Origin of the sequence: Exiguobacterium sp. Helios (assembly GCF_014524545.1) — a bacterium.
Lineage (GTDB): Bacteria > Bacillota > Bacilli > Exiguobacteriales > Exiguobacteriaceae > Exiguobacterium_A.
The window spans coordinates 583,631-606,698 of record NZ_CP053557.1; the positions used below are offsets into that span (position 1 = coordinate 583,631).

Here is a 23,068-nt window from a genome sequence, read left to right on the forward strand (position 1 = left end):
CCATTTACGAAAGCGCTTTCGATATTTTTGAATAATAAATGAGACCGCTTACTTAGGGGACTACTAAAACAAGACGAGGATGGGATGACATGAAGAAGAAGTTTGTCAGCGTATTAACAATCGGCGCATTAACAGCAAGCATTTTAGCAGGATGTTCAGGCGGTGAAGAAGAAAAAACGAGCGGCGGCAAGGAAGTCCTGAAAATCTGGTCGTTCACGGATGAGTTAAAAGAACCAATCAAAAAGTTTGAAGAGAAAAACGGCGTCAAAGTCGAATTGACGATCGTTCCGATCGCGGATTACCCGACAAAGTTAAAACCGGCACTTGAGAGCGGCGTCGGTGCACCGGATATCTTCACAGGTGAGATTGCCTTCTTAAAACAATGGGTCGATGCCGGCTACTGGGCAAACCTTTCGGAAAAACCGTTTAACGCAGGCGAAGTCAAAGATGACTATATCCCGTATGTCTATGACATGGGGAAAGACAAAGACGGTAACGTTCGTGCTCTTTCATGGCAAACAACACCAGGTGGCGTCTACTACAAACGAAGCATCGCGAAAAAAGTTCTCGGCACAGATGATCCAAAAGAAATCGGTGCGATGATGAACTCGATGGACGGTGTCTTCGAAGTCGCTGAGAAGATGAAAGGCAAAGGCTACAAAATGTTCCCGGATGAAGGATCAATCCGTTGGTTCGCACAAGGCAATGAGCCGCAAGCCTGGGTCAACGACAAACAGGAACTCGTCGTGACAGAAGACAAGAAAAACTACATGGATTACGCAAAAGAATTACGGACGAAACAATACACAGCACTTGCGCCGGAATGGTCTCCATCATGGTTCGCTGGAATGGATAAGCCGGTCAAAGTCAAAGAAAACGGCAAAGAAACTGAAACAGAAATCTTCTCATATGTCCTTCCGACATGGGGCTTACACAGTGTCTTAAAAGAAAACGCGAAGAAATCAGCCGGTGACTGGGCTGTCACAAGCGGACCGAGCCCATACTTCTGGGGCGGTACATGGTTAGGTGTCTACAAAGATTCGAAGAAACAAAAACTTGCGTATGATTTCGTTAAGATGATGACGCAAGACGAAGAGTTCCTGACAGACTGGGCGAAAGAAACAGGCGACGTCCTCGCTTACAAACCGGTTACGGATAAAATCAAAACAGACTTCAAAGATGAGTTCCTCGGCGGACAGAACAACTACGAGTTCTTCCTTGATCAAGCAGACAAGATCACACCGGGAATCGTGACGAAGTACGACCAACAGCTCGACACATTGTACGGTGCGTCTGTCATGGAGTATGTCCAAGGCAAAAAATCAAAAGACGAAGCACTTGCTGAATTCTACAAAAAAGTCAAAAATGCGTATCCGGACGTAAAAGTACCGGAGTAAGGAGTCTAGGTGGGGCGATCCTCGCTTCACCTTTTCTTATTTAAGAAAGGGGTTTGACCTGTGAAAAAACTCGACCGCCATGGTTATCTGTTCATTGCACCGTTTTGGATCGTTTTCTTGATCTTCAGCATCTATCCGGTTGCTTTGACGTTCTATTACAGTTTTACCAACTACACAGGCGCAGAAGGCGAACAACTCGTCGGACTCGCGAACTATACGCGTTTGCTTGGGGATACGTACTTCATTGAAGCGTTCTTCAATACGATCAAGATTTGGGGACTGAACTTCTTCCTGCAAATCGGGGGAGCGTTGATGCTCGCCTTACTGTTCTCGGATTTACAGCTTAAGTTAAAAGGGCTCGCCTTTTTCCGCGCGACATTCTACTTGCCGAACTTGATCACGATCAGCTCGGTTGCCTTGCTGTTCGGGATTTTACTCGACTGGCAGCACGGTTCACTGAACATGATGCTGATGAAAATCGGTTTGATTTCCGAGCCGATCAACTGGTTGACACAACCGGTCACAGCACAGATTTCCGTCTCCCTCATCCTGACCTGGATGTGGCTCGGTCACTCGTTCATCGTCGTCATGGCCGGCGTATCCGGTATCTCGAAGGATTATTTCGAAGCGGCACTGATTGACGGTGCGACACGCTGGCAAATTTTTTCACGGATCACGTTACCGCTCTTAAAACCAATCCTGCTCTACATCATGATCACGTCATTGATTGGCGGACTGCAATTGTTCGATTTACCGATGTTGATCACGGATGGTGTCGGTGCGCCGGATGGTGCCTTGAACACGATGGTACTTTATCTGTACAACCAAGCCTTTAAGTACAACAACTACGGCTACGCCGCTGCTGTCGCATACGGATTGTTTGCCATTACACTCGTCTTTTCAATTATCGTCTTCAAAGGGATGTTCCGAAAAGAACGTTCACCGAAAGGAGCCTGACCGATGGAACGAAATGCAGAAGCACGTCGGATCGTGCCACAAACGGAAGAACAACCGGAGCGTTCCGAACGCCCGCTGAAATTGACGCCGCCGCCGAAACAGAAAAAAGCCTGGTTCGGCAGGAGTGTCATTTATATCGCGCTGATTGCCTTGACGATCGCCTGTATCATTCCGTTCTTGATGATGATCATCAATGCGACCCGCTCAAACGAAGAAGTCCTGTCCGGTTTCTCATTGATTCCCGGGAACTCGCTTGCGGAAAACTATGCGGCGTTAAGCTCGTACGTCAACATCTGGTCCGGCTTCAAGAACAGTCTGATCATCGCCGTCCTCGTCACCGTCTTATCCGGTTACTTCTCGGCGATGACAGCATTCGGATTCGCGTTCTACCAGTTTAAAGGAAAAAACGTCCTGTTCGTCTTCATGCTTGTCATGATGATGATTCCGGGGCAACTCGGATTAATCGGGTTCTACGAACTCAGCAAGAACTTAGGATTGCTCGACAGCTTCATTCCGCTGATCGTCCCGGCAATTGCCAGTCCGTTCACGGTGTTCTTCGTCCGTCAGTATTTACAGACGGTCATGCACCCGAGTTTGATTGAAGCAGCACGGATGGACGGTGCGAGCGAAATGCGGATCTTCCATACAATCGCCTTACCGATGATGATGCCGGCCATCGCGACGATGTCGATCTTTACGTTCATCGGCTCATGGAACAACTACATCATGCCGCTCGTCCTTCTGTTCTCACCAGAAAAGTATACGTTGCCGGTCCTGATGGGCTTCTTAAAAGGATCACAAGTCGCAGAAAACCTTGGCTCGCTGTATCTTGGAATCGCGATTTCCGTCGTACCAATCATGATCGCTTTCCTGTTCCTCTCGAAATACATCGTCAGCAGCATCTCAGCTGGTGCTGTCAAAGAATAAACTGTTAAAGGAGCTTACATCTATGAAATTTGCACCGAACTTCGTCTTCGGGACGGCGACGTCCTCGTACCAAATCGAAGGCGCACACGACGAGGGTGGCCGTACCCCGTCAATCTGGGATACATTCTGCGATACGGACGGAAAAGTTTTCGAAAAACATAACGGGGATGTCGCCTGCGATCATTACCACCGGTTTGAAGAAGATATCCAGCACATCAAACAGTTAGGCGTCGACACGTACCGCTTCTCGATTGCCTGGCCACGGATCTTCCCGAGCAAAGGGCAGTTTAATCCGGAAGGCATGGCGTTTTACAAGACACTCGCCACACGTTTGCAGGAAGAAGGCATCAAACCGGCTGTCACACTCTACCACTGGGATCTTCCGGTCTGGGCGTACGACGAAGGCGGCTGGGTCAACCGTGACTCGGTCGACTGGTTCCTCGACTTCGCCCGCGTCTGCTTTGAAGAGCTCGACGGGATCGTTGACTCGTGGATTACACACAACGAACCATGGTGTGCCGGTTTCTTAAGCTATCACCTCGGTCAACACGCACCGGGCCATACGGACATGAACGAAGCCGTCCGTGCCGTCCACCACATGCTGTTGTCACACGGAAAAGCTGTCGAGATGCTAAAAGGAGAGTTCAACTCAGCGACGCCGATCGGTATCACGTTGAACTTGGCACCGAAGTATGCGAAGACGGATTCCATCAACGATCAGATCGCGATGAACAATGCCGATGGGTACGCGAATCGCTGGTTCCTTGATCCAATCTTCAAAGGACAATATCCGGTCGACATGATGAACCTGTTCTCGAAATACGTGCACACGTACGATTTCATCCACGCGGGAGATCTCGCGACGATTTCGACGCCGTGTGATTTCTTCGGGATCAACTTCTACAGCCGCAATCTGGTTGAGTTCAGTGCAGCGAGTGACTTCTTACACAAAGACGCGTACTCGGATTACGACAAGACCGGCATGGGCTGGGATATCGCTCCAAGTGAATTCAAGGACTTGATCCGTCGCCTGCGTGCCGAGTACACCGATTTGCCAATCTACATCACGGAAAACGGTGCTGCGTTCGACGATCAGCTCGTCGACGGACAGATTCACGATCAAAATCGGATCGATTATGTCGCGCAACATTTACAGGCCGTGTCTGACTTGAATGACGAAGGCATGAACATCGCTGGTTATTATCTCTGGTCGCTACTCGACAACTTCGAGTGGAGTTTCGGCTACGACAAACGATTCGGCATCATCTATGTCGATTTCGATACACAGGAACGAATCTGGAAAGACAGCGCGCATTGGTATGCGAATGTCATCCAGACGCATAAGGCAGCACTTCCGCAAGAAGCGTAACGTCGTCAAACAGGCAAGGTCGAATTGATCGTCTTGCCTGTTTTTTCATTCAAAAGGAGGAATTACAGATGAAGAAGTGGCTCGCAGTCGCCCTCGGAACGGGACTCGTCCTGTCATATGCCGGAACCGGTCATGCCGAGAAAGCAGACAAAAAGGACAACACGAAATGGAAGATGGTCTGGTCCGATGAATTTACGAAACAACAACTCGACCGGACGAAGTGGACATATGATACCGGGAACTGGATTGTCGACCAAAATGGAAGCGCTATCAGTCCGGGCTGGGGGAATAACGAAAAACAATACTACACGGACAAAACAGACAATTCGTTTATCCGGGACGGCAAACTGGTCATCCGGGCCCAGGAAGAAAAAACAACGGACGCCCTTGGAACGTACGACTATACATCAGCAAAACTGAAAACCAAAGGCTTATTCAGCAAGACATACGGGCGTTACGAAATCAAAGCGAAACTACCGACCGGCAAAGGGTTATGGCCGGCGTTCTGGATGTTGCCGGAGCAGGACAAGTACGGCGCCTGGGCTTCGTCCGGTGAGATCGATGTCATGGAAGCGTGGGGCAGTCAGCCGGACAAAGTCGCGGGGACGATTCACTATGGTGAAAACTGGCCGAACAATAAATACACCGGCAAGGATTATCATTTCTCGGACGGCGGACGGATTGATCAGTGGCATACGTATGCCGTCGAGTGGGAGCCGGGCGAACTGCGCTGGTACGTTGACGGCAATCTCTATCAAACGCAAAACGACTGGTACAGCAAAGGCAAAAACACAGCAACGAACTACAGTTACCCGGCACCGTTCGACCAAAACTTCTATCTCGTGATGAACCTTGCCGTCGGCGGCTGGTTTGACGGGGAAGTCGATGCGACGACGAAGTTCCCGGCGGAAATGGAAGTCGACTATGTCCGCGTCTACGATTTACAGAACCGTGATTACCGCGAACCGGTCGAGCCGGTGTATGAAGACGTGACGTTACCGGACGGCGCGAAACAGCCGTTAGCTGACGGGAACCTCGTGTATGATCAAGCGTACGAAAAAGCGATTAAAACGATTACCGACGGGGCACAAGTCCTTGATCCGACGTACTGGAACTATGTGACGTTACCGGACTTCGGCGGGAAGGGATCAGTCAACGTGACGGAGCAGGACGGAACCCGCTTCGCGAATGTCACGATTGACCAACCGGGGGCGCAAAACTATGCCCACCAGTTGATCCAAAAGATTTCCCTCGCCCAAGGCGGACGCTATGAAGTCAGCTTTGACGCCAGCAGTGAAGAAGCGCGGACGATCGTTGCGAAAGTCGGCGGCGGAGCGGAACGCGGCTACACGAAATATTCGAATGAAGAAGTCATCGATTTAACACCAACTGTCAAACGCTATACGTTTGCATTCGATATGGCAGCGGAAACGGATCTTGCGGCACGCCTCGAGTTTAACCTCGGTCTGGCGAAAGCCGGCGTCAAGATCGGCAATGTCCGCGTCGAGCAGGTACCACGCGGTGAAATCGATGAAGCAGCAACAAAACCGGCACTGCCGGACGGCAATCAAATCTACAACGGCACATTTGACCAGGGCGCGATGGACCGTCTGACGTACTGGCAGTTTGATGCCGGTCAGACAAAAGGTAGGGGAACCGTTGATCCGGTGACACGTGACTTTACATTCAAGACCAATCCGTCAAAAGGGCAAGCCGCGACTTTGACACAACAAGGTGTCCAATTAAAAGAAAACCATCAGTATGTCCTGCGTTTTAAAACGAAAGCCGAACGAATCAAACAGTTGCAGGTCAAGCTGACGAATGCTGACGGAACGTTAGTCTATCTGCCGACGCATGATGTGCCGCTGACAAAAACGGCAACAACAGTCGAAGTACCGTTTACGATGACACAGGCGACGGATTTGAACAGCCAACTCCAGTTCAACTTCGGAACGGCGAAAGGGGAAGTCACGCTGGATGACGTCGAACTGATCGATGTCACACCGGTCGAGGTCGATCGGTCACCGCTCAAAAACGGTTCGTTTGCGGACGGACTGAACTTCTGGAGTTCGTATGTCCATTATGACGCGCAAGCCGTCGTTTCGAACGTCAATGAGGCAGCGAAACTGGCCATCACGTCAGAAGGACAGGAACCATGGAGCGTCCTGCTTGAGCAAGGTAACTTACAGCTTGTCAAAGGGCAGACGTACCAACTGACGTTTAAAGCATCGTCGACAGTGGCACGACCACTGGAAGTGACGGTTGAAAATGCAGCCTATACACGTTACTTCAGTCAGGTTGTCGAGCTCGGAACGGAAGCAAAAACGTATCAGTTTGACTTTACGCTTGGTCAGGATGATACAGCCGGATTGAAATTCCTGCTTGGGAAAGCAGCCGGCTCACCGTTTGCGGCACATGACGTGACGATTGATGAAGTGAAGTTAGAAGTGAAGTTAGAAGTGAAGTAAGAAGTGAAGTAAGAAGTGAAGTAAGAAGTGAAGTAAGACCAAACATAAAACATTCAGGGCAATCTCCGCTTCGATATAAGAGGAGAACCTGGATGTTTTATTTTTTTGTGTTAAAAGGTATTTAAATCCAATTAAGAGAACATAACACTAATGCAATTTCATACTTAGGAGGAACACAACCATGGTTCGTTCGACAAAACAGTATATCGTTTTATTTATCGTGCTTTTGCTTGCGACAATTGGTATCAATGCCTGGTCGGCGAGTATTCATCCCGACGGTACGATTGGACTGCTTCAAATCGCAGCATCCTTCGTTTGGCTGATCTTTTTAATCGGTTCGGTAATGCTCGTCCGCGAAGAAAAGACGCTTTCGTTTGTATTCTATTATCTAAGCTTTGGGTTTGTTGCCGGCATCGTAGTCTATTTGGTGACGTTCTTTGAGCGGTACTGGCTGGGCGAACTTTGGTTTGATCTCGTCTCGGGCATTCAATATCCGTTCTATTATTTGTTTGCAGTCCCGCTGTTTGGGTTCAATGCCTGGTTTGACGTATTATATGGACAGTTTGCACTGTTTGCCGGGTTTGCTTATATCGTGCTGGCGATTGGCGTAAGTGTCCGGTCCAAAAGACTAGAAGCGAAGCGGTTACGGTACTGATTGCCAGATAGTTGAAAAGCGCGCCGCGGCGCGCTTTTTTCGGTTACTTCTGTACGATACTCAAGTACGAAGCGGGATGAGCTGATGATGCAGAACGGATTCAATCAAAGCGACTGTCTCAAACGTCGCTGCGTAATCAACCGTTTCGTGTTCGGTATGCTCATGCATGTATCCGACAGACAGGTTGACAGAAGGGATGCCGAAGTCGGAAAATACCTTGGCATCACTTGATCCGCCGTTCGTGGTCGTCTGCCAATCGGGCATTCCGGCCAAGCGTCCTGCTTCTTCAAACAACGAACCGAAATTGGACGGACAGAACGGAATCAGGTTTCGGCAGGCTGTGACGATATCACGCGTTCCCCGGCGGTCGACGACGATGGCAGCATCCACATCTTGAATGAAAGCGGGATCGATGCCTGCCGCGCCGCGACATCCGATTTCTTCTTGAACGGTAAAAGCGAGTTTCAGAGTACCGGAGAAGTTTGTATTTTGCACACGATCGACGACTTCGAGAATCGCCGTGATGCCGGCTCGATCATCTGCTCCCAAAGTACCGCTTGAGCTGCGCAGTGTCGTCCCGTCTTCGAAAATGGTCCGGTGTTCGTCCTTTGATTCAAACGTGTCCATATGAGCTGATAGCAAGACGGTCGGTCCGACACCACACTGGATCGTCGCCAAAACATTTCCCTGCTTATCGGTATACGGGAAATCCGTGCTCGATTTTAAGTGATTTCGTAGATGCATCGCGACCAGTCGCTCCCGTTTGCTGACACCCGGGATATCAAGCCATATCAGCAATCGATGTTTAAATTGTTCGAGTTGTAAGGTATGGAGATAGCTCCGGTCTTCGGACAACCGGTAAAGACGCTCCGCTAAGGATAGTAAAGAAGAAAATCCACTTTTCCGGTAATCGAGTTGTAACGTCAGACGCGTCAAATGCATCGTCATTTGGTGTGGCAACGCAAGGTTAAGCATCTGCCACTGTTCAAGGGATGGAAGTTGTTTTAACGTAACGGAAGCCCGTCCGCGGCCATGTCCGTCGCAACAAGACAACGTCGCGATGTCGAGAGAGTTCAGCCAACGGACGATGCCCCGAATATATGGATCAAAGGATTGATAAGGCAAATCATTTGTCGAAGGATCAAGCATCGCTTCACGACCCGGTAAATCATTAAAAGGAACCTGCTGAATCCACTCGATCAGCCGACGATCGCTCCAGTCTTCAACCGGATATTGTAAAATGGAGTCAGTCAAAAAGGCGACGTGCGTTTTGCTGAATCGGTCTTCCCGGTTTAGACCGTGTCGTGCTAATAGAATCGTTGAATTAGTCATTTCAAACAGCTCCTTGTTTTGTAAGTTGTTTTTAGTTTAGCAAGGGAGCTGTGACAGGCTGTCACACGTCAAAAATGAAGGAGTCACAGGGAATGGAACTGTCAGGATATTTGGAAGCGCAACGAATCCGCCGGGAATTACCGAACGAAACCCAAGAGGAACGGGCTATCAAGCGTCAAGCACACCTTGACTTACTTGTTCGTCAGGCAGAATTCTACAAGTTGTCGGACACTCCGGATTATCGTCAGGCTAAAAGGTGGTTACTGGACGCCATTAAAATGGAGAAACATCATCCGATTGCAAATTACCGATTAGGTTATATTTTGTATCGTGAACGTGAGTATGAACAAGCTGCCTATCATTTAAAAATAGCAGTTGATGGAACACGGACAGACATCTTAAGTGATACACAACTGATCTTAGCGAATATCTTTCTCGTGAATTGTGGAGTGGCGATAACACGGGAGGCGTTACAAAAGCTTGAAGATTTGGAATCGCAAATCGAAGGTGATATCGATCAAATACGAATTGACCGTTATCGCGCAGAAATGATCGTGCAGGATGAGTATGTACTGGACCGAATCTACTACCGGAAAATCTCGGCAGATCGTGAAACGATTATCAATGAAGAAACGTTTCATGAGACGAAACCGGAGAAGGGTGAACTATTACTAAAAAGTTCGGATGCCGGGAAAATGTTACATGTAGCCGGTCAATCAAGTGAGATGTTAAATCAACATATGTTTTTGACCCTTGTATTGTTAAATCAATCCGTGTTTCAGACGTATCCCGTCCTGCAAGCTGCCTTGTCTGAGCTAAGTGGACAAGATATCACGTATGACCATATGCGGCAGTTGATTCGAAGAGTCCGTGAACGTTTTGGAAAGCTTGATCTGATTGAAGCGACAGCAGTGATGCTTCCGGAATCACCACGTTCTGTCCAAGGATTTCGAATTCATCCGAACTGGGCGGTGACCATCCTTTGTCGAGCGGATGATTTTATTTCAAAATAAGCAATTCTACAATTACATTACTAAGAAAACTCTATGAAAAAGACAGAATGGTTTTAGATAAACCAAACTGCAATTTCATAGAGTTTTTTTGAAATACATATAAAGTTAGATTATCGCTCGCAAGCAAAATTGTCTTTATCCCGATCCATTTTTGATTGGTAAGCGGGGTGAGTTGAGGGAACACCATTTGGATAGACCTGGGTCAGTTCTGTACAGTTCGCAAAGGATGCATTAGCTCTGGCTTTAGCGTCAGCTCTGGCTTTGGCATCAGCTCTAGCTTTAGCATCAGCTTTCGCTTTGGCATCAGCTTTCGCTTTGGCATCAGCTTTCGCTTTGGCATCAGCTTTCGCTTTGGCATCAGCTTTTGCTTTGGCATCAGCTTTTGCTTTGGCATCAGCTTTCGCTTTGGCATCAGCTTTTGCTTTAGCCTCGGCTTTTGCTTTAGCCTCGGCTTTTGCTTTAGCGTCAGCTCTGGCTTTAGCCTCAGCTTTTGCTTTAGCGTCAGCTCTGGCTTTAGCGTCGGCTTTGGCTTTAGCGTCGGCTTTGGCTTTAGCGTCGGCTTTGGCTTTAGCCTCGGCTTTGGCTTTAGCCTCGGCTTTGGCTTTAGCCTCGGCTTTGGCTTTAGCCTCGGCTTTGGCTTTAGCGTCAGCTTTCTCCTGATCATCATCTTTCTGTTCAGTCGTTACTTCATCTACATTTGATTCATCAGGTTTTTGAACTTTAGCCGGAGCAACCGATTTTGAAAGTGTATGAAGATCATTGGTTTCAGCCATGTCCGTACTAGGTAATTCAAAGGCTAAAACAAAGAATGCAATTAGTGTAGTAAGAATCATCCAAAGTAAGGGACGTTTTATAACAAACCTTTTATTCCGTATTTTTTGGAAGAATTGATAATTAAAAAATAAACTGACAATAAATAAAATACTAGAGAAAATTGAAGTGGTCGTAATAGATACTATTAACAGCACGACAGTAAGAAGTGTAGTTAATATACCAAGTAATATGAGAAAAAATTTATTCATCCTTTTCGCTCCTTTAATAATATATTATGTAAAACATAACATATTATTAAAAAATGGTAATCTGATTTTAAAAAACTAAACAAAATATGTGTTCATAAGAAATAAATGTTAAAAACGAGCCGTATATTTTAAACGAATCCTCTATAATTAAATTATCACTAAAATTTGGTATTTTAAAAACGAGGAGGAATGGACATGAATAAAGCAGTGAAACTTATCATGACCGGTGTACTTAGTCTTTCATTGATCAGCGTGACGTCGGCAGAAAGCCATGCAGCAACGAAAGCGAAGACATTCAAGAACTGTACAGAGATGCATGACAAATATAAAGGCGGCGTCGCCAAGAAAAAAGGTCTGAAAAACCGGACAGGATACGATAAAAAAGGTAAAGCCATCTATAAAGATACGAAATACAAAGCGTATGTCAGCTTAGCGACATACAATCTCAACAAATCAAAAGACCGTGACAAAGATGGCATCGCCTGCGAACGTTAAAAAAAGACCCATTTCCGATGTCGGAGATGGATCTTCGTCTGTTTAGTTGAAGTTTTTCTTGAGGAAGTCTGTGACTTCTTCCGGTGTTTTTGCGTTGGCACTATGCAAGTGACCGAGTTTCTCATTGTTTTGGAAGACGAGTAAGCTTGGAATTCCCATGACGACATTGTCAGAAGCGATTTCCGGGAATTCATCTTTGTCGATCGTATAGATCGGCAATTCGCTGAACTGGGCTTCGACGTCCGGCATGAAGTAGTCCATCCGTTTGCAGTCCGGGCACCAGTCGGCTTCGAACTTGATGATGACCGGTGTTTCGCTTGCGATTAACTCTTTAAATGTATCTTCACTCTTAATGTAGTTACTCATGTGTTAGTTCCCCCTGTTGTTGGTGTGTATCTTTAGTCTACTGATTCGGGACGCAAGATGCACGGATTATGATTGAAAAGGAACCGGGTTCTGCAAAAATGTTGTAGAGCGAAGCAAGAGAAGTATGCGCAAATTGCACAAGAAGCGCCAATACACGATTAAATATGATTTGCTTTAAGGCAAAACTATTGGTCTTTTGTTAATTAACTAGTTTTAAGCAAAATGATTTCTATAGACCCACTTGATTTCGACCTGTTACGATGAGGTTTGCTAATCGACAGAGTGAGTGGGGGCGACGAAAATGGATCAACAAAAATACGATAATTTAAAGCTTGGTGAGCGTGGTGCAATCATCAGCATCATCGCCTATATTGTCTTATCGGTCATTAAATTGATTGTCGGCTACACGGCGGATTCAGCGGCCTTACGGGCGGATGGCTTGAACAATACAACGGATATCATTGCCTCGATTGCGGTTTTGATCGGCTTACGGATTTCAAGACGTCCGGCAGATGATAACCATAAATACGGACACTGGAAAAGTGAAACGATTGCCTCGATGGTTGCTTCCTTCATTATGATGGCAGTCGGGTTACAAGTATTGATTGATACGGTTTCGACGTTATTTCAAGGAAAACAGGAGTCGCCAGATATAGTCGCAGCTTACGTCGGGATCGGTTCTGCCGTCGTGATGTATTTCGTCTACCGTTACAACCGGAATCTGTCACGGAAAATTGACAGCAAGGCTGTCATGGCAGCGGCGAAGGATAACTTATCCGATGCCTGGGTCAGTATCGGGACGACGATCGGGATTATCGGTTCCCAGTTCGGGATGCCGTGGCTGGATACCGCGACGGCAATCGTCGTCGGATTCCTGATTTGTAAAACGGCGTGGGATATCTTCTCGGAAGCGTCCCACGAATTGTCGGATGGATTTGATGAACAGAAGCTGAAGATGTATGAAGATGTGATTTTTGATTTAGAAGGTGTCAAAGGAATCAAGTCAATCAAGGGACGGAATTATGGGAATAATGAAGTCGTTGATGTCGTGATTCTCGTCAACTCGCAATTGAACGTCCATCAAGCCCATGATATCGCGACGAAAGTCGAAGATACGCTGACGGATGAATATGGTGTCTACGATATTCATGTCCACGTTGAGCCGGAATGAAGCAGATAAAAGGAACGATCGTCCTCTGACGACTGTTCCTTTTTTTAATGGAAAGGTTTATGGCCCCTCACTGCAACGTTACGGAATTGCCTTGAAACAGGACCTTCGATGAATGAAATGTCGGAAAATCCGTGTTTTCTTGCGGCAGGAAGGAGTTCGTCTTGGACTAGATCTCTCACGCCGGCCCAAATGACATCATTCTTACCATCACAAAAGGTGATAACAAAATGACCGCCTGGTTTTAAGGCGTGATAGAGAGCAGCCAAGGTGCCGGAGATGTTTTCCCAAAAATAAAGTGTATGTATCGTAAATACCTTATCAAATTGTTCACTTTGAAAAGCTAACTTGTTTAGATCACCGTAAAGAACATGGACCCGTTTGGATTGGATCGCCTCTTTGTTTCTTTTTTGTACCGATCGCAGCATAGCAGAAGAAGAATCAATACCGGTAATCTGCTTTGCGTCTGTTTGATGTACAAGTCGTTCGATGGCATAACCTGCACCGCAACCTAATTCTAAAATGCTGTCATCCTTTTGGACAGTCAACAGCTCGATTGTCCATTCTGTTTCAGGTTGGTGCTGCCTGACCATCTTTTCCCCGATATAGGTTCCGAACCGTCCTGTCGGATGTGCGTATTGCTGATTAATTAGACGTTTAATGGATGCAATAATGATACTCCCCTCCTTTTACTTAAGAATTCCGTTCGATTGTTAAAGCCAGTGTTCCGAATTGTTTTTCAGATTCTCTTGAATAGATCGTATAGGTCGCGTCCAATAACTCCTTCATGGACCAGCCGATGCAATCGAGCTGTTCGAGCGGAATCTGTTCGTAAAGCGTCTGGAAATCTTTGAATGATTGACGTTCGGTAACGTTGACGGTCACTTTTTCGTTTGTCGATAGGTTCGTGAATTCAATCTGATCGTTGACTTGAACGGCTTGTCGTTTTGGGTCATTCAAGCGGATTTCAACTATCTTTTTTCCGGAAACGATGGATTGAAAAGGCTCTTGATACAACCCCATTTGATGTAACAAAGCAAGTTCTCCTTCCTCATGAATCCTTTAATAAGAGATCTTTCTCAGTATAAATCAAAGCATGGATCACAAGAACATAAATATGTGCATTTTCACATTGTTTCTGCGTTGACATTCGGTCTGAATGGGCGTAATTTTAGTTTACATAGATAATCATTCTATATAGAACAATTCAAAATGGAACATGGAGGTGGAAGGATGGAAACCGAACAAAAAGAGCCGGTCCGTTCAACGGCGATGATGCAGTCGTTTTGGAATGTGCAACGTCATCTTGTCCGCGCGGCGCATCAGACGGCGCAGGAAAACGGACTCAGTTTGCCGCAATTTCACAGTTTGATGACGATTGCCCCACGAAGTCCGATTACACAAAAGGAACTGGCCGTGCATACCCATCTGCCGAAAAGCACGCTCAGTCAATCGGTAGAAGGATTGGTGCAGTCGGAGTGGGTGATCCGGGAAACGAATCCGGACAACCGGCGGGAAGTCGTCTTACGTTTGAGTGATCACGGACGGCAATTCGTCGAAACGATCAAACAGCAGGAAGCGGGGATGCAACAACGGCTTGAACAGGTCCTCGATCAAATTGACCCTGCTGTTTTTGAGCAGATGTTACAAACCCATGCGCAGATTGCAGAAGGATTAAAAGAAATTTTGGCACCAGGAAACGGAGGCTGTACAGATGATTAAGCTACTCAAAAATCTGACGACCTATAAATGGGCGGTTTTTGCCGTCTTAATTCTCGTCTTCGCCCAGTCGATGTCGGATTTATATTTACCGACGTTGATGGCTGACATCATCGATAAAGGAGTCGTGACGGGGGATACGGCATACATTTGGAAAATCGGGGCTGTCATGCTCGGGATTACCGGACTTGGCGCACTCGCGGCGATTGCTGCCAGTTATTATTCCTCGAAAGCCGCGATGGGACTTGGACGCGATATCCGCCGAAAAGTCTTTAACCACGTCGAACGCTTTACCTTACAGGAGTTTGATCAAGTCGGAACGGCTTCATTAATCACACGGACGACAAATGATATCACCCAAGTTCAGCAGGTCGTCATCATGATGCTCCGGATGGTCGTCAGTGCGCCGATCATGTTTGTCGGTGGACTGATCATGGCGGTCTCGAAAGATGCTAAATTATCACTTGTCATCGTTGCGGCGATGCCGGTGTTGGTTGTCTCGATTCTGTTGATTCTCTGGAAAGGAGTCCCGTTGTTCGGCCAAGTCCAAAAACGGCTTGACCGCTTGAATCTCGTTTTACGGGAAAACCTGACCGGGATTCGTGTCATCCGGGCCTTTAACCGGGAATCCCAGGAGAAAGTGCGGTTAAAAAAAGCGAATGCGGATTTAACGGATGTCTCGATCAAGGTCAATAAAATCATGGCCTTTTTGATGCCGGTCATGATGCTCGTGATGAACTTGACGGTTGTTGGTGTCATCTGGTTCGGTGGTATCCGGATTAACAACGGCGGGATGCAGATCGGAGATTTGATGGCGTTCATTCAATACGTCATGCAAATCATGTTTGCCCTCGTCATGGCGTCCGTCATGTTCGTCATGATTCCCCGGGCGGCGGTCTCGGCGAAAAGGATTAATGAAGTCCTCGAGATGGAGCCGACGATGGTCGACGCCGGAACCGCTTCTGCGGATAAAGAACGCGGCACGCTCGTCTTTGACCGGGTGACGTTCAGCTATCCGGGAGCCGAGGCACCGGTCTTATCGGATATCAGTTTTACTGCCCGACCGGGAGAAATTACGGCCGTCATCGGCGGGACCGGTTCCGGGAAATCAACGCTCGTCAATTTGATTCCGCGGTTTTATGACGTGACGGATGGCAGCATCCAAGTCAACGGTGTCGACAGCCAAGCCGTTCCGCAAGAAGAATTACGTTCGAAAATCGGCTTTGTCCCACAAAAAGCGTTGCTGTTCACGGGAACGATTGCGGATAACATCCGGTTCGGGAAAGAGGACGCAACGGACGAAGAAATCCAACATGCGGCACAAGTCGCTCAAGCGACAGATTTTATTGAACGGATGCCAGACCGGTATGAATCAATGATTGAACAAGGGGGATCAAACGTATCCGGTGGTCAAAAACAACGTTTGTCGATTGCCCGGGCGCTGGTTCGGAAACCCGACATCTATGTCTTTGACGACAGCTTCTCGGCGCTTGACTTTAAAACGGATGCAACCTTACGCAAAGCCCTAAAGCAGGAAACCGAGGACGCGACCGTTCTGATTGTCGCCCAACGTGTCAGCACAGTCATGGACGCCGATCAAATCATCGTCCTCGAAGAAGGTCGGATTGCCGGCATCGGAACGCATGATGAACTCTATGAAACAAACGAAGTCTATCAGGAAATCGTCAAATCCCAACTGTCAGAGGAGGAAATCGCATGAGTACCAGTAATACAAAACGACCTGCCGGCGGTCCTCCAGGTGGCCCGGGTGGTGGTCCCGGCGGCGGGAACATGATGATGATGGGCGAAAAACCAAAAAACTTTAAAGCGACGTTCCGACGGTTGCTCGGTTACCTGAAACCACGCCGGAACGCTCTCATAGCGGTTTTTGTCGCAGCCATTCTCAGTACGATCTTTATGATTGCCGGACCGAAAATCATGGGGACGGCAATCACGGAACTGTTTGAAGGAGCCTATGCCAAGTTCCAGGGGGTACCGGGAGCAGAAATCGACTTTACGAAAATCGGACAGATTTTGCTGTTACTCGCCGGACTGTATGTCATCAGCAGTCTGTTCAGTTACCTGCAACAGTATCTGATGTCCGGGATTGCGCAAAAAACCGTCTACGATTTACGGGAAGATGTCAATCAGAAGCTTGAACGCTTACCGCTCAAGTATTATGACGGCCGTCCGAACGGGGAGACACTCAGCCGGGTCACAAATGACATCGATACGATCGGGAGTACGTTACAACAAAGTGTGACGTCGTTCATCACGTCGATCGTGACGATTGTCGGGATCTTAATCATGATGCTGACGATCAGTCCGCTGTTGACGTTGATCTCGCTCGTCTCGTTACCGATCTCGATTTTCGCGATTCGTCCGATTTTGAAACGGTCGCAAAAATACTTTGCCGATCAACAACGGACACTCGGACAACTGAATGGTCATGTCGAAGAGATGTATACAGGGCATCCGGTCGTCAAAGCGTTTGGTCATGAACGCAGAGCGGTCGAACAGTTTGATACGGTTAATGAAGAATTATATGAAGCGGGACGAAAAGCGCAGTTTATCTCCGGGATCATCATGCCGATGATGATGTTCATCGGGAATATCAGTTACGTCCTGATCAGTGTCGTCGGCGGGATTCTCGTCACCCAGCGCAGCATCTCGATCGGAGATATTCAAGCGTTCATCACCTATACACGCCAGTTCACACAACCGATCACACAAACGGCCAATATCGCGAACATCGTTCAGTCGACGGTCGCCGCTGCCGAGCGGGTCTTTGAGTTATTGGATGAAGAAGAGGAAGTCAAGGAAGTAACGACCCATCACTTGACGAAAGCCGACGGAGCCGTTGCGTTCGAGCATGTCGACTTCGGTTACGGCGAACAGCTGTTGATTGAAGACATGAACATCGACGTCAAACCGGGTCAGACGGTTGCGATCGTCGGTCCGACCGGTGCCGGTAAAACGACACTGATCAATCTGTTGATGCGCTTTTACGAGTTGAATCGTGGTGTCATCCGAATTGACGGGATCGATACACGGAAGATGTCACGCGAAGATTTACGGACGACGTTCGGCATGGTCCTGCAAGATACGTGGCTCTTTAACGGTACGATTCGTGATAATCTCGCGTACGGAAAAACCGGGGCAACAGAAGACGACATCGTCGAAGCCGCGAAAACAGCCCATGCGGATCACTTTATCCGGACATTGCCGGACGGCTACGATACCGTCCTGAACGAAGAAGCGTCGAACATCTCGCAAGGGCAGAAGCAACTGTTGACGATTGCCCGGGCGGTCCTCGCCGATCCACCGATCATGATTCTCGATGAAGCCACGTCAAGTGTCGATACGCGGACGGAAATCTTTATTCAACAGGCGATGAAACGTTTGATGGAAGGGCGGACAAGTTTCGTCATCGCCCACCGTCTGTCGACGATTAAAGATGCCGATTTGATTTTGGTCATGGATCAAGGGCGGGTCATTGAACAGGGCACACATGAAGCCTTGCTCGAAGCGAACGGCTTTTATGCCGATCTTTACAACAGTCAGTTCTCGGAAAAAGAAGTCGTTTAAGATGGACGCGGTCAAATTATTTCGGTACGTCGGCGAAACCATGACGGCGGAATACTAAAAAATAAATAGCTTTTCCAAAATGGATGGTTCTGATCAGAATCATCCATTTTTTTAAATACTATTCACAAACTGCCACTTTCAGGTTAAAAGTGGTTTAGTAATTCCTTTAGCCGGGGAAATTAAAGAAGTGTCGGAAATATATTATTTAGAGATGAAGGAGTGTGGCAGGATGAACAACTTTTGGAACACGACGTCATTTGACGTCAACGGGATTCTAGGAACTCTCGGAAACATTTTAGGAGCACTTATCGTCTTCTTGATTGGATGGCTGATTGCGAAACTGATCGCAAACGGTATTCAAAAGGCATTGGAAAAATCGGGTGTCGTCAACAAATTGTCACCACAAAAAGAAGGTACACCACCACAAAAGAAAAAGTGGACGCCTGAAAAAATTATCGGGACAGTCATTTTCTGGGTCTTGATGGTTTTCGTTCTCATCCTCGTCTTTAACATCTTGAACTTGAACATCATCGCAGGACCGCTTGCGGATACGATGAGCACATTGCTCGCAGCGATCCCGAACATCCTGAAAGCAGCATTGATTCTTCTTCTTGCTTACGTCATCGCGGTCGTACTGCGCATGGTTATCGTCAAAGGCGGAACGAAATTGATGTCGAACGAAAAAGTCCGTTCGAACAAAATGCTTCAAGGTCAAACGGATCTTTCGAACTATCCGAAGATTGCAGGCGAAATCGTCTTCTATCTTGTCTTGTTATTGTTCCTACCGGGTGTACTGGGTGCGCTCAACATTGAAAGTGTTTCTGAGCCGTTCAGCCAATTACTCTCGTCGTTCCTTGCTTTCATCCCACGTCTGATTGCTGCAGCAGCGATCTTCTTCGTCGGATTCCTCGTTGCGAAAATCGTTCGCGATATCGTCACGAACTTCCTGCATGCAGTCGGTACAGACAAATTTGCTTCACGCTTCAACATCGGTACAAACGAACAAAAAGATACAAAATCACTTTCTTCCATCTTAGGTACAGTCGTCTTCATCCTGATCTTAATCCCGATCACGATTTCGGCACTTGACCAGCTCAACATCAAAGGGATTACAGGACCAGCCATCAACATGTTAAATGATGTTCTTGGTATGATTCCGAACATCATTATCGGTGTCGTCTTGATCCTTGTCGGTCTTTATGTCGGTCGTTTCGTTAAGAAATTCGTCGCAGACCTCTTGTCACGCCTCGGTTTCAATAACTTAACACGCCACTTGAAAATCGGTAACTGGGATGCAAACAATGCCTCGACATCCCCATCATCCATCGTTGGATCACTCGTTGAAATCGTCATCGTCGTCTTGTTCGTCGTTGAAGCATTCAATCTGATCGGTCTCAACTTCATGGTTGATCTCGGTCGCGCGGTTCTTGCTTTCCTTCCAAGCGTCTTGACAGCGATCATCATCTTGGCCATCGGTATCATCATCAGCAACTTGGTGAAACGTACAATGGACAGCCTGTTTGCGAACTCGGATTTAAAAGTTCTTTCAAGCGTCGCAAAATATGCCATCCTTGCTCTTGCTGTCTTCATGGCACTTGATCAACTTGGTGTTGCTGCTACAATCGTTAACTCAGCGTTCATCTTGATCCTCGGTGCTGTTGCTCTTGCTTTCGGACTCGCGTTTGGCTTAGGTGGCCGTGATAATGCATCACGTTACCTCGATCGTCTCCAGAAAAAAGCAGAGAATGCAGATATCGACACATCGAACCTGCCATCAAACAACACATTGTCTGCTTCGACGAAGCCAAGCTTAAAAGAAGCAGCAAAAGGTGCCGCGTCAAAAGCAGCAGATGACGTCACACCAGATCAAGCACCAAAAGCTTCTAAACCATCATCTTCTACGAACGTGAACCCGACACACGGTACACCAAAAGGGGCACTTCCTGAAAATGATTTAGCACAACAAGACGATTACCCGATCGATCCGGACACGAACCGTGGTCCGAACTTAGATCACCCGAATGATCGTCCGTAACCTAAACGAAAACTCCTTCACCGAGCGGTGGAGGAGTTTTTAGTACGTTAATGCATATCTACATATTTGTATTGTAGTAAAACAACAAAACTGGTTTGACCATTTTGTGAAAAAAAACAGAAACTTTTGCTTATAAAAGCTGACATCCTTTGTTATGATGAAAAGGTCAATTAGAAAAATGATTTGAATATTCAGAAAAAAGAGAAAGTTCGGAGGGTGTTTTATGAGTTTGCTTCGTAAGAAAGATGTCAGTGTGATGATGGATCAAAAGAGCCATTCCAAACTGGCGCGGCATTTATCAGGCTTTGATTTAGTTTTACTTGGGATTGGTGCAATCATCGGGACAGGGATCTTCGTCCTGACCGGAACAGGAGCGTTGTATGCAGGACCCGCATTACCGGTTGCCTTTATTATTTCTGCTATCGTCTGTGCATTAGCAGCTCTCTGTTACGCCGAGTTCTCATCAATGATTCCAGTCTCGGGTAGTGTCTATACGTATACGTATGCCACGATTGGTGAACTGGTTGCCTGGATCATCGGTTGGTGTTTGATCCTGGAATATGGTTTAGCATCGAGTGCCGTTGCAACAGGCTGGTCCGGTTATTTCCAGTCGTTGTTATCCGGATTCGGTGTCAGTCTGCCGACAGCATTAACAGCAGCACCAGGTGCTGTACCAGGCAGCGAAACATTCTTTAACTTACCGGCGTTCCTGATCTTGATGGTCATCACGCTGTTGCTCTCAATGGGAATCAAGGAAACAAAACGCGTCAACAATATCATGGTTCTTGTTAAAGTAGCCGTCGTTATCTTGTTCATCGTCGTCGGTATCTGGTATGTCGAGCCGGGCAACTACACGCCGTTCGCACCGTTCGGTATCAGTGGTGTCCTGCAGGCTTCAGCGATCGCCTTCTTCGCATACCTCGGTTTTGATGCCGTTACGTCAGCGGCAGAAGAAGTCAAAGATCCGGGCCGTAACTTGCCGATCGGAATCTTGGGATCACTTGCCATCGTTACCGTACTATACGTCGTCGTATCCGCCATCATGGTCGGAATCGTACCATTCAAACAATTTGAAGGGGTCGACAGCCCGGTTTCGTTAGCCTTAAAAGTAGCAGGTCAGGACTGGGTCGCAGGTTTCGTCGACTTAGGTGCCATCGTTGGTATGACAACTGTTATCCTCGTCATGACATTTGGTCTGGTTCGTCTCCTGTTCGCGATGAGCCGTGATGGATTATTGCCGAAAATCTTCTCGGACGTGAATGAAAAATCACATACGCCTGTCAAAGCAACATGGATTCTTGGTACGACGGCCGGTTTGATTGCTGGGTTCGTTCCGCTCGGTACACTGGCAGAATTGATCAATATCGGAACACTCGCAGCATTCGCTCTGATTTCAATTGCCGTCGTCATCTTACGGAAAACGCGTCCTGATCTGAAGCGGGCATTCAAAGTACCATTGGTTCCATTCTTACCGATTCTTTCCGTCCTTTCCTGTATCATGTTGATGTTGAACCTTCAAACATTCACATGGATTGCTTTCTTCATCTGGACCGCAATTGGCCTACTTGTCTACTTCGGATATGGAAGAACACGCTCAAAACTGCATTAATAGCACTTATGCCATCCAGGACCGCTTCTGGATGGTTTTTTATTTACTTCTGGCAGGAATGAACATCGGAAAAGGCGAACGGTTGTAGGGAAAGGGGCGATCCGAAATGATTCATATTAAACAGGCACCTGATACAGAAACAGCATATTTAGTCATGAAGGAAGGTTTCAGCGATTACATGATTCCACTAGGTCTTTCACCTGAAGTGTTTCAGGAACGAATCTTAGAACGTGACGGCAACCAACTGGAACATTCGTTCATTGCCTATCACGGGGAACGACCGGTCGCGATTTGGTTGAACGGGCTGAAGACCATCAAGAAAAAAACGGTCATGCGTTGTGGGGGACTGGCGGTCGATCCGCAGTACCGGCGTCTTGGAATTGCCAAAGCCTTGTATGAAGCACAGCTGAGTTATGCCAAATCTTTGAATATCGATTGCTTGATGCTTGAAGTCATTCAAGGAAATGAGCCGGCGATTACCTTATACGAGAGTTTCGGTTATCAAACTGTCAGTGAACTCGGTTATTTTCATAAAGAAGAACAGGGACAGGTTGAACCGCTTGTTGAAATTGATCAAGTGGCTTTTGAACGGCGGTACATACAGCAGGACGAATACATTTGGCAACAGGATCCGGGCGTTATGAAACTGGCGAAAGCCCTTTACTACGAACTCGATGGTGCCTTTATTGCCGCAGTCAATGAATCAATTTTTGCCATTTTGACAGATGAGGAAGAAGTTGCCCGGGTCGCGACCGAAGCAACACGCCGATTGGCAGGTGAACACTATCATCTGCAATCAACGAATCAGCAGGTGTGGGAAGAATTACTCAAAGCCGGTTGGAAACAACGGGACCTCAAACAATTCATCATGCAAAAACCAATCAGTGTCTAAACAAACGGGATCTACAGAACGGCCATTGAGGCGACTCTGTAGATCCCGTCTTTTGT

General features: G+C 47.3%; 20 protein-coding genes. 15 read left to right on the top strand and 5 right to left on the bottom strand.

Annotation, left to right across the window (positions count from 1 at the left end; translation table 11 throughout):
* Nucleotides 1–89: 89 nt before the first annotated feature.
* The 6 genes from HNY42_RS03115 (at nucleotide 90) to HNY42_RS03140 (ending at nucleotide 7,773) form a co-directional block, all read left to right on the top strand.
* On the top strand, nucleotides 90–1,397 hold the full coding sequence (locus HNY42_RS03115) for an ABC transporter substrate-binding protein (protein WP_188005074.1): 1,308 nt from the start codon (nucleotides 90–92) through the stop codon (nucleotides 1,395–1,397).
* Nucleotides 1,398–1,457: 60 nt separating this feature from the next.
* On the top strand, nucleotides 1,458–2,354 hold the full coding sequence (locus HNY42_RS03120) for a carbohydrate ABC transporter permease (protein WP_188005075.1): 897 nt from the start codon (nucleotides 1,458–1,460) through the stop codon (nucleotides 2,352–2,354).
* 3 nt (nucleotides 2,355–2,357) lie between these two features.
* On the top strand, nucleotides 2,358–3,281 hold the full coding sequence (locus HNY42_RS03125; RefSeq protein WP_188005076.1) for a carbohydrate ABC transporter permease: 924 nt from the start codon (nucleotides 2,358–2,360) through the stop codon (nucleotides 3,279–3,281).
* Between the two features lie 22 nt (nucleotides 3,282–3,303).
* On the top strand, nucleotides 3,304–4,650 hold the full coding sequence (locus tag HNY42_RS03130; RefSeq protein WP_188005077.1) for a GH1 family beta-glucosidase: 1,347 nt from the start codon (nucleotides 3,304–3,306) through the stop codon (nucleotides 4,648–4,650).
* 68 nt (nucleotides 4,651–4,718) lie between these two features.
* Nucleotides 4,719–7,118, top strand: a complete 2,400-nt coding sequence (locus tag HNY42_RS03135; protein WP_188005078.1) for a carbohydrate binding domain-containing protein — start codon at nucleotides 4,719–4,721, stop codon at nucleotides 7,116–7,118.
* A 181-nt stretch (nucleotides 7,119–7,299) separates the two neighbouring features.
* On the top strand, nucleotides 7,300–7,773 hold the full coding sequence (locus HNY42_RS03140) for a hypothetical protein (protein ID WP_188005079.1): 474 nt from the start codon (nucleotides 7,300–7,302) through the stop codon (nucleotides 7,771–7,773).
* 60 nt (nucleotides 7,774–7,833) lie between these two features.
* Here HNY42_RS03140 and HNY42_RS03145 read toward each other — a convergent pair whose 3' ends face one another.
* Complete coding sequence (locus HNY42_RS03145; RefSeq protein WP_188005080.1) at nucleotides 7,834–9,105, bottom strand: M20/M25/M40 family metallo-hydrolase; 1,272 nt, start codon at nucleotides 9,103–9,105, stop codon at nucleotides 7,834–7,836.
* Nucleotides 9,106–9,197: 92 nt separating this feature from the next.
* On the opposite strand from HNY42_RS03145, the gene HNY42_RS03150 reads away from it, so the two are divergent.
* Nucleotides 9,198–10,118, top strand: a complete 921-nt coding sequence (locus tag HNY42_RS03150) for a tetratricopeptide repeat protein (RefSeq protein WP_188005081.1) — start codon at nucleotides 9,198–9,200, stop codon at nucleotides 10,116–10,118.
* Nucleotides 10,119–10,228: 110 nt separating this feature from the next.
* Here HNY42_RS03150 and HNY42_RS16340 read toward each other — a convergent pair whose 3' ends face one another.
* Nucleotides 10,229–11,140 carry an excalibur calcium-binding domain-containing protein gene (locus tag HNY42_RS16340; RefSeq protein WP_304999551.1) on the bottom strand — a complete coding sequence of 304 codons (912 nt, stop codon included), beginning with the start codon at nucleotides 11,138–11,140 and terminating at the stop codon, nucleotides 10,229–10,231.
* Between the two features lie 195 nt (nucleotides 11,141–11,335).
* Here HNY42_RS16340 and HNY42_RS03160 point away from each other — a divergent pair, with 195 nt between their 5' ends.
* Complete coding sequence (locus HNY42_RS03160) at nucleotides 11,336–11,635, top strand: excalibur calcium-binding domain-containing protein (RefSeq protein WP_188005082.1); 300 nt, start codon at nucleotides 11,336–11,338, stop codon at nucleotides 11,633–11,635.
* Nucleotides 11,636–11,677: 42 nt separating this feature from the next.
* On the opposite strand, the gene HNY42_RS03165 is transcribed toward HNY42_RS03160, so the two are convergent.
* A complete protein-coding gene (locus tag HNY42_RS03165) occupies nucleotides 11,678–12,001 on the bottom strand; it encodes a thioredoxin family protein (RefSeq protein ID WP_188005083.1) in 324 nt (107 codons plus the stop codon).
* Between the two features lie 301 nt (nucleotides 12,002–12,302).
* Here HNY42_RS03165 and HNY42_RS03170 point away from each other — a divergent pair, with 301 nt between their 5' ends.
* On the top strand, nucleotides 12,303–13,172 hold the full coding sequence (locus HNY42_RS03170) for a cation diffusion facilitator family transporter (RefSeq protein ID WP_188005084.1): 870 nt from the start codon (nucleotides 12,303–12,305) through the stop codon (nucleotides 13,170–13,172).
* Between the two features lie 44 nt (nucleotides 13,173–13,216).
* Here the strand turns inward: HNY42_RS03170 and HNY42_RS03175 are convergent, their stop codons facing one another.
* Both HNY42_RS03175 and HNY42_RS03180 read right to left on the bottom strand, forming a co-directional pair.
* Nucleotides 13,217–13,762, bottom strand: a complete 546-nt coding sequence (locus tag HNY42_RS03175) for a class I SAM-dependent methyltransferase (protein WP_114597111.1) — start codon at nucleotides 13,760–13,762, stop codon at nucleotides 13,217–13,219.
* Nucleotides 13,763–13,862: 100 nt separating this feature from the next.
* Complete coding sequence (locus HNY42_RS03180) at nucleotides 13,863–14,192, bottom strand: ASCH domain-containing protein (protein WP_370528994.1); 330 nt, start codon at nucleotides 14,190–14,192, stop codon at nucleotides 13,863–13,865.
* A gap of 210 nt (nucleotides 14,193–14,402) precedes the next feature.
* On the opposite strand from HNY42_RS03180, the gene HNY42_RS03185 reads away from it, so the two are divergent.
* The 6 genes from HNY42_RS03185 (at nucleotide 14,403) to HNY42_RS03210 (ending at nucleotide 23,012) form a co-directional block, all read left to right on the top strand.
* A complete protein-coding gene (locus HNY42_RS03185) occupies nucleotides 14,403–14,891 on the top strand; it encodes a MarR family winged helix-turn-helix transcriptional regulator (RefSeq protein ID WP_188005086.1) in 489 nt (162 codons plus the stop codon).
* Entirely contained in the window at nucleotides 14,884–16,608 is a 1,725-nt protein-coding gene (locus tag HNY42_RS03190; protein ID WP_188005087.1) for an ABC transporter ATP-binding protein, read from the top strand. The genes HNY42_RS03185 and HNY42_RS03190 overlap by 8 nt, the downstream gene beginning before the upstream one ends.
* Nucleotides 16,605–18,476 carry an ABC transporter ATP-binding protein gene (locus HNY42_RS03195; RefSeq protein WP_131503346.1) on the top strand — a complete coding sequence of 624 codons (1,872 nt, stop codon included), beginning with the start codon at nucleotides 16,605–16,607 and terminating at the stop codon, nucleotides 18,474–18,476. Before HNY42_RS03190 ends, HNY42_RS03195 begins: the two co-directional genes overlap by 4 nt.
* Nucleotides 18,477–18,705: 229 nt before the next feature.
* Complete coding sequence (locus tag HNY42_RS03200) at nucleotides 18,706–20,511, top strand: mechanosensitive ion channel (RefSeq protein WP_188005088.1); 1,806 nt, start codon at nucleotides 18,706–18,708, stop codon at nucleotides 20,509–20,511.
* A gap of 223 nt (nucleotides 20,512–20,734) precedes the next feature.
* Nucleotides 20,735–22,120 carry a branched-chain amino acid transporter BcaP gene (locus HNY42_RS03205; RefSeq protein WP_131503348.1) on the top strand — a complete coding sequence of 462 codons (1,386 nt, stop codon included), beginning with the start codon at nucleotides 20,735–20,737 and terminating at the stop codon, nucleotides 22,118–22,120.
* Between the two features lie 106 nt (nucleotides 22,121–22,226).
* Complete coding sequence (locus HNY42_RS03210; RefSeq protein WP_188005089.1) at nucleotides 22,227–23,012, top strand: GNAT family N-acetyltransferase; 786 nt, start codon at nucleotides 22,227–22,229, stop codon at nucleotides 23,010–23,012.
* The last annotated feature ends 56 nt before the right edge of the window (nucleotides 23,013–23,068 follow it).

Bases quoted from the DNA above. Each gene is read 5' to 3' on its own strand.
- HNY42_RS03150 (WP_188005081.1), top strand. From the start codon at position 9,198: ATGGAACTGTCAGGATATTTGGAAGCGCAACGAATCCGCCGGGAATTA.
- HNY42_RS03190 (WP_188005087.1), top strand. From the start codon at position 14,884: ATGATTAAGCTACTCAAAAATCTGACGACCTATAAATGGGCGGTTTTT.
- HNY42_RS03200 (WP_188005088.1), top strand. From the start codon at position 18,706: ATGAACAACTTTTGGAACACGACGTCATTTGACGTCAACGGGATTCTA.
- HNY42_RS03180 (WP_370528994.1), bottom strand. From the start codon at position 14,192: ATGGGGTTGTATCAAGAGCCTTTTCAATCCATCGTTTCCGGAAAAAAG.
- HNY42_RS03130 (WP_188005077.1), top strand. From the start codon at position 3,304: ATGAAATTTGCACCGAACTTCGTCTTCGGGACGGCGACGTCCTCGTAC.
- HNY42_RS16340 (WP_304999551.1), bottom strand. From the start codon at position 11,140: ATGAATAAATTTTTTCTCATATTACTTGGTATATTAACTACACTTCTT.
- HNY42_RS03165 (WP_188005083.1), bottom strand. From the start codon at position 12,001: ATGAGTAACTACATTAAGAGTGAAGATACATTTAAAGAGTTAATCGCA.
- HNY42_RS03160 (WP_188005082.1), top strand. From the start codon at position 11,336: ATGAATAAAGCAGTGAAACTTATCATGACCGGTGTACTTAGTCTTTCA.
- HNY42_RS03125 (WP_188005076.1), top strand. From the start codon at position 2,358: ATGGAACGAAATGCAGAAGCACGTCGGATCGTGCCACAAACGGAAGAA.
- HNY42_RS03210 (WP_188005089.1), top strand. From the start codon at position 22,227: ATGATTCATATTAAACAGGCACCTGATACAGAAACAGCATATTTAGTC.
- HNY42_RS03185 (WP_188005086.1), top strand. From the start codon at position 14,403: ATGGAAACCGAACAAAAAGAGCCGGTCCGTTCAACGGCGATGATGCAG.
- HNY42_RS03145 (WP_188005080.1), bottom strand. From the start codon at position 9,105: ATGACTAATTCAACGATTCTATTAGCACGACACGGTCTAAACCGGGAA.
- HNY42_RS03115 (WP_188005074.1), top strand. From the start codon at position 90: ATGAAGAAGAAGTTTGTCAGCGTATTAACAATCGGCGCATTAACAGCA.
- HNY42_RS03195 (WP_131503346.1), top strand. From the start codon at position 16,605: ATGAGTACCAGTAATACAAAACGACCTGCCGGCGGTCCTCCAGGTGGC.
- HNY42_RS03175 (WP_114597111.1), bottom strand. From the start codon at position 13,762: ATGGTCAGGCAGCACCAACCTGAAACAGAATGGACAATCGAGCTGTTG.
- HNY42_RS03135 (WP_188005078.1), top strand. From the start codon at position 4,719: ATGAAGAAGTGGCTCGCAGTCGCCCTCGGAACGGGACTCGTCCTGTCA.
- HNY42_RS03140 (WP_188005079.1), top strand. From the start codon at position 7,300: ATGGTTCGTTCGACAAAACAGTATATCGTTTTATTTATCGTGCTTTTG.
- HNY42_RS03205 (WP_131503348.1), top strand. From the start codon at position 20,735: ATGAGTTTGCTTCGTAAGAAAGATGTCAGTGTGATGATGGATCAAAAG.
- HNY42_RS03170 (WP_188005084.1), top strand. From the start codon at position 12,303: ATGGATCAACAAAAATACGATAATTTAAAGCTTGGTGAGCGTGGTGCA.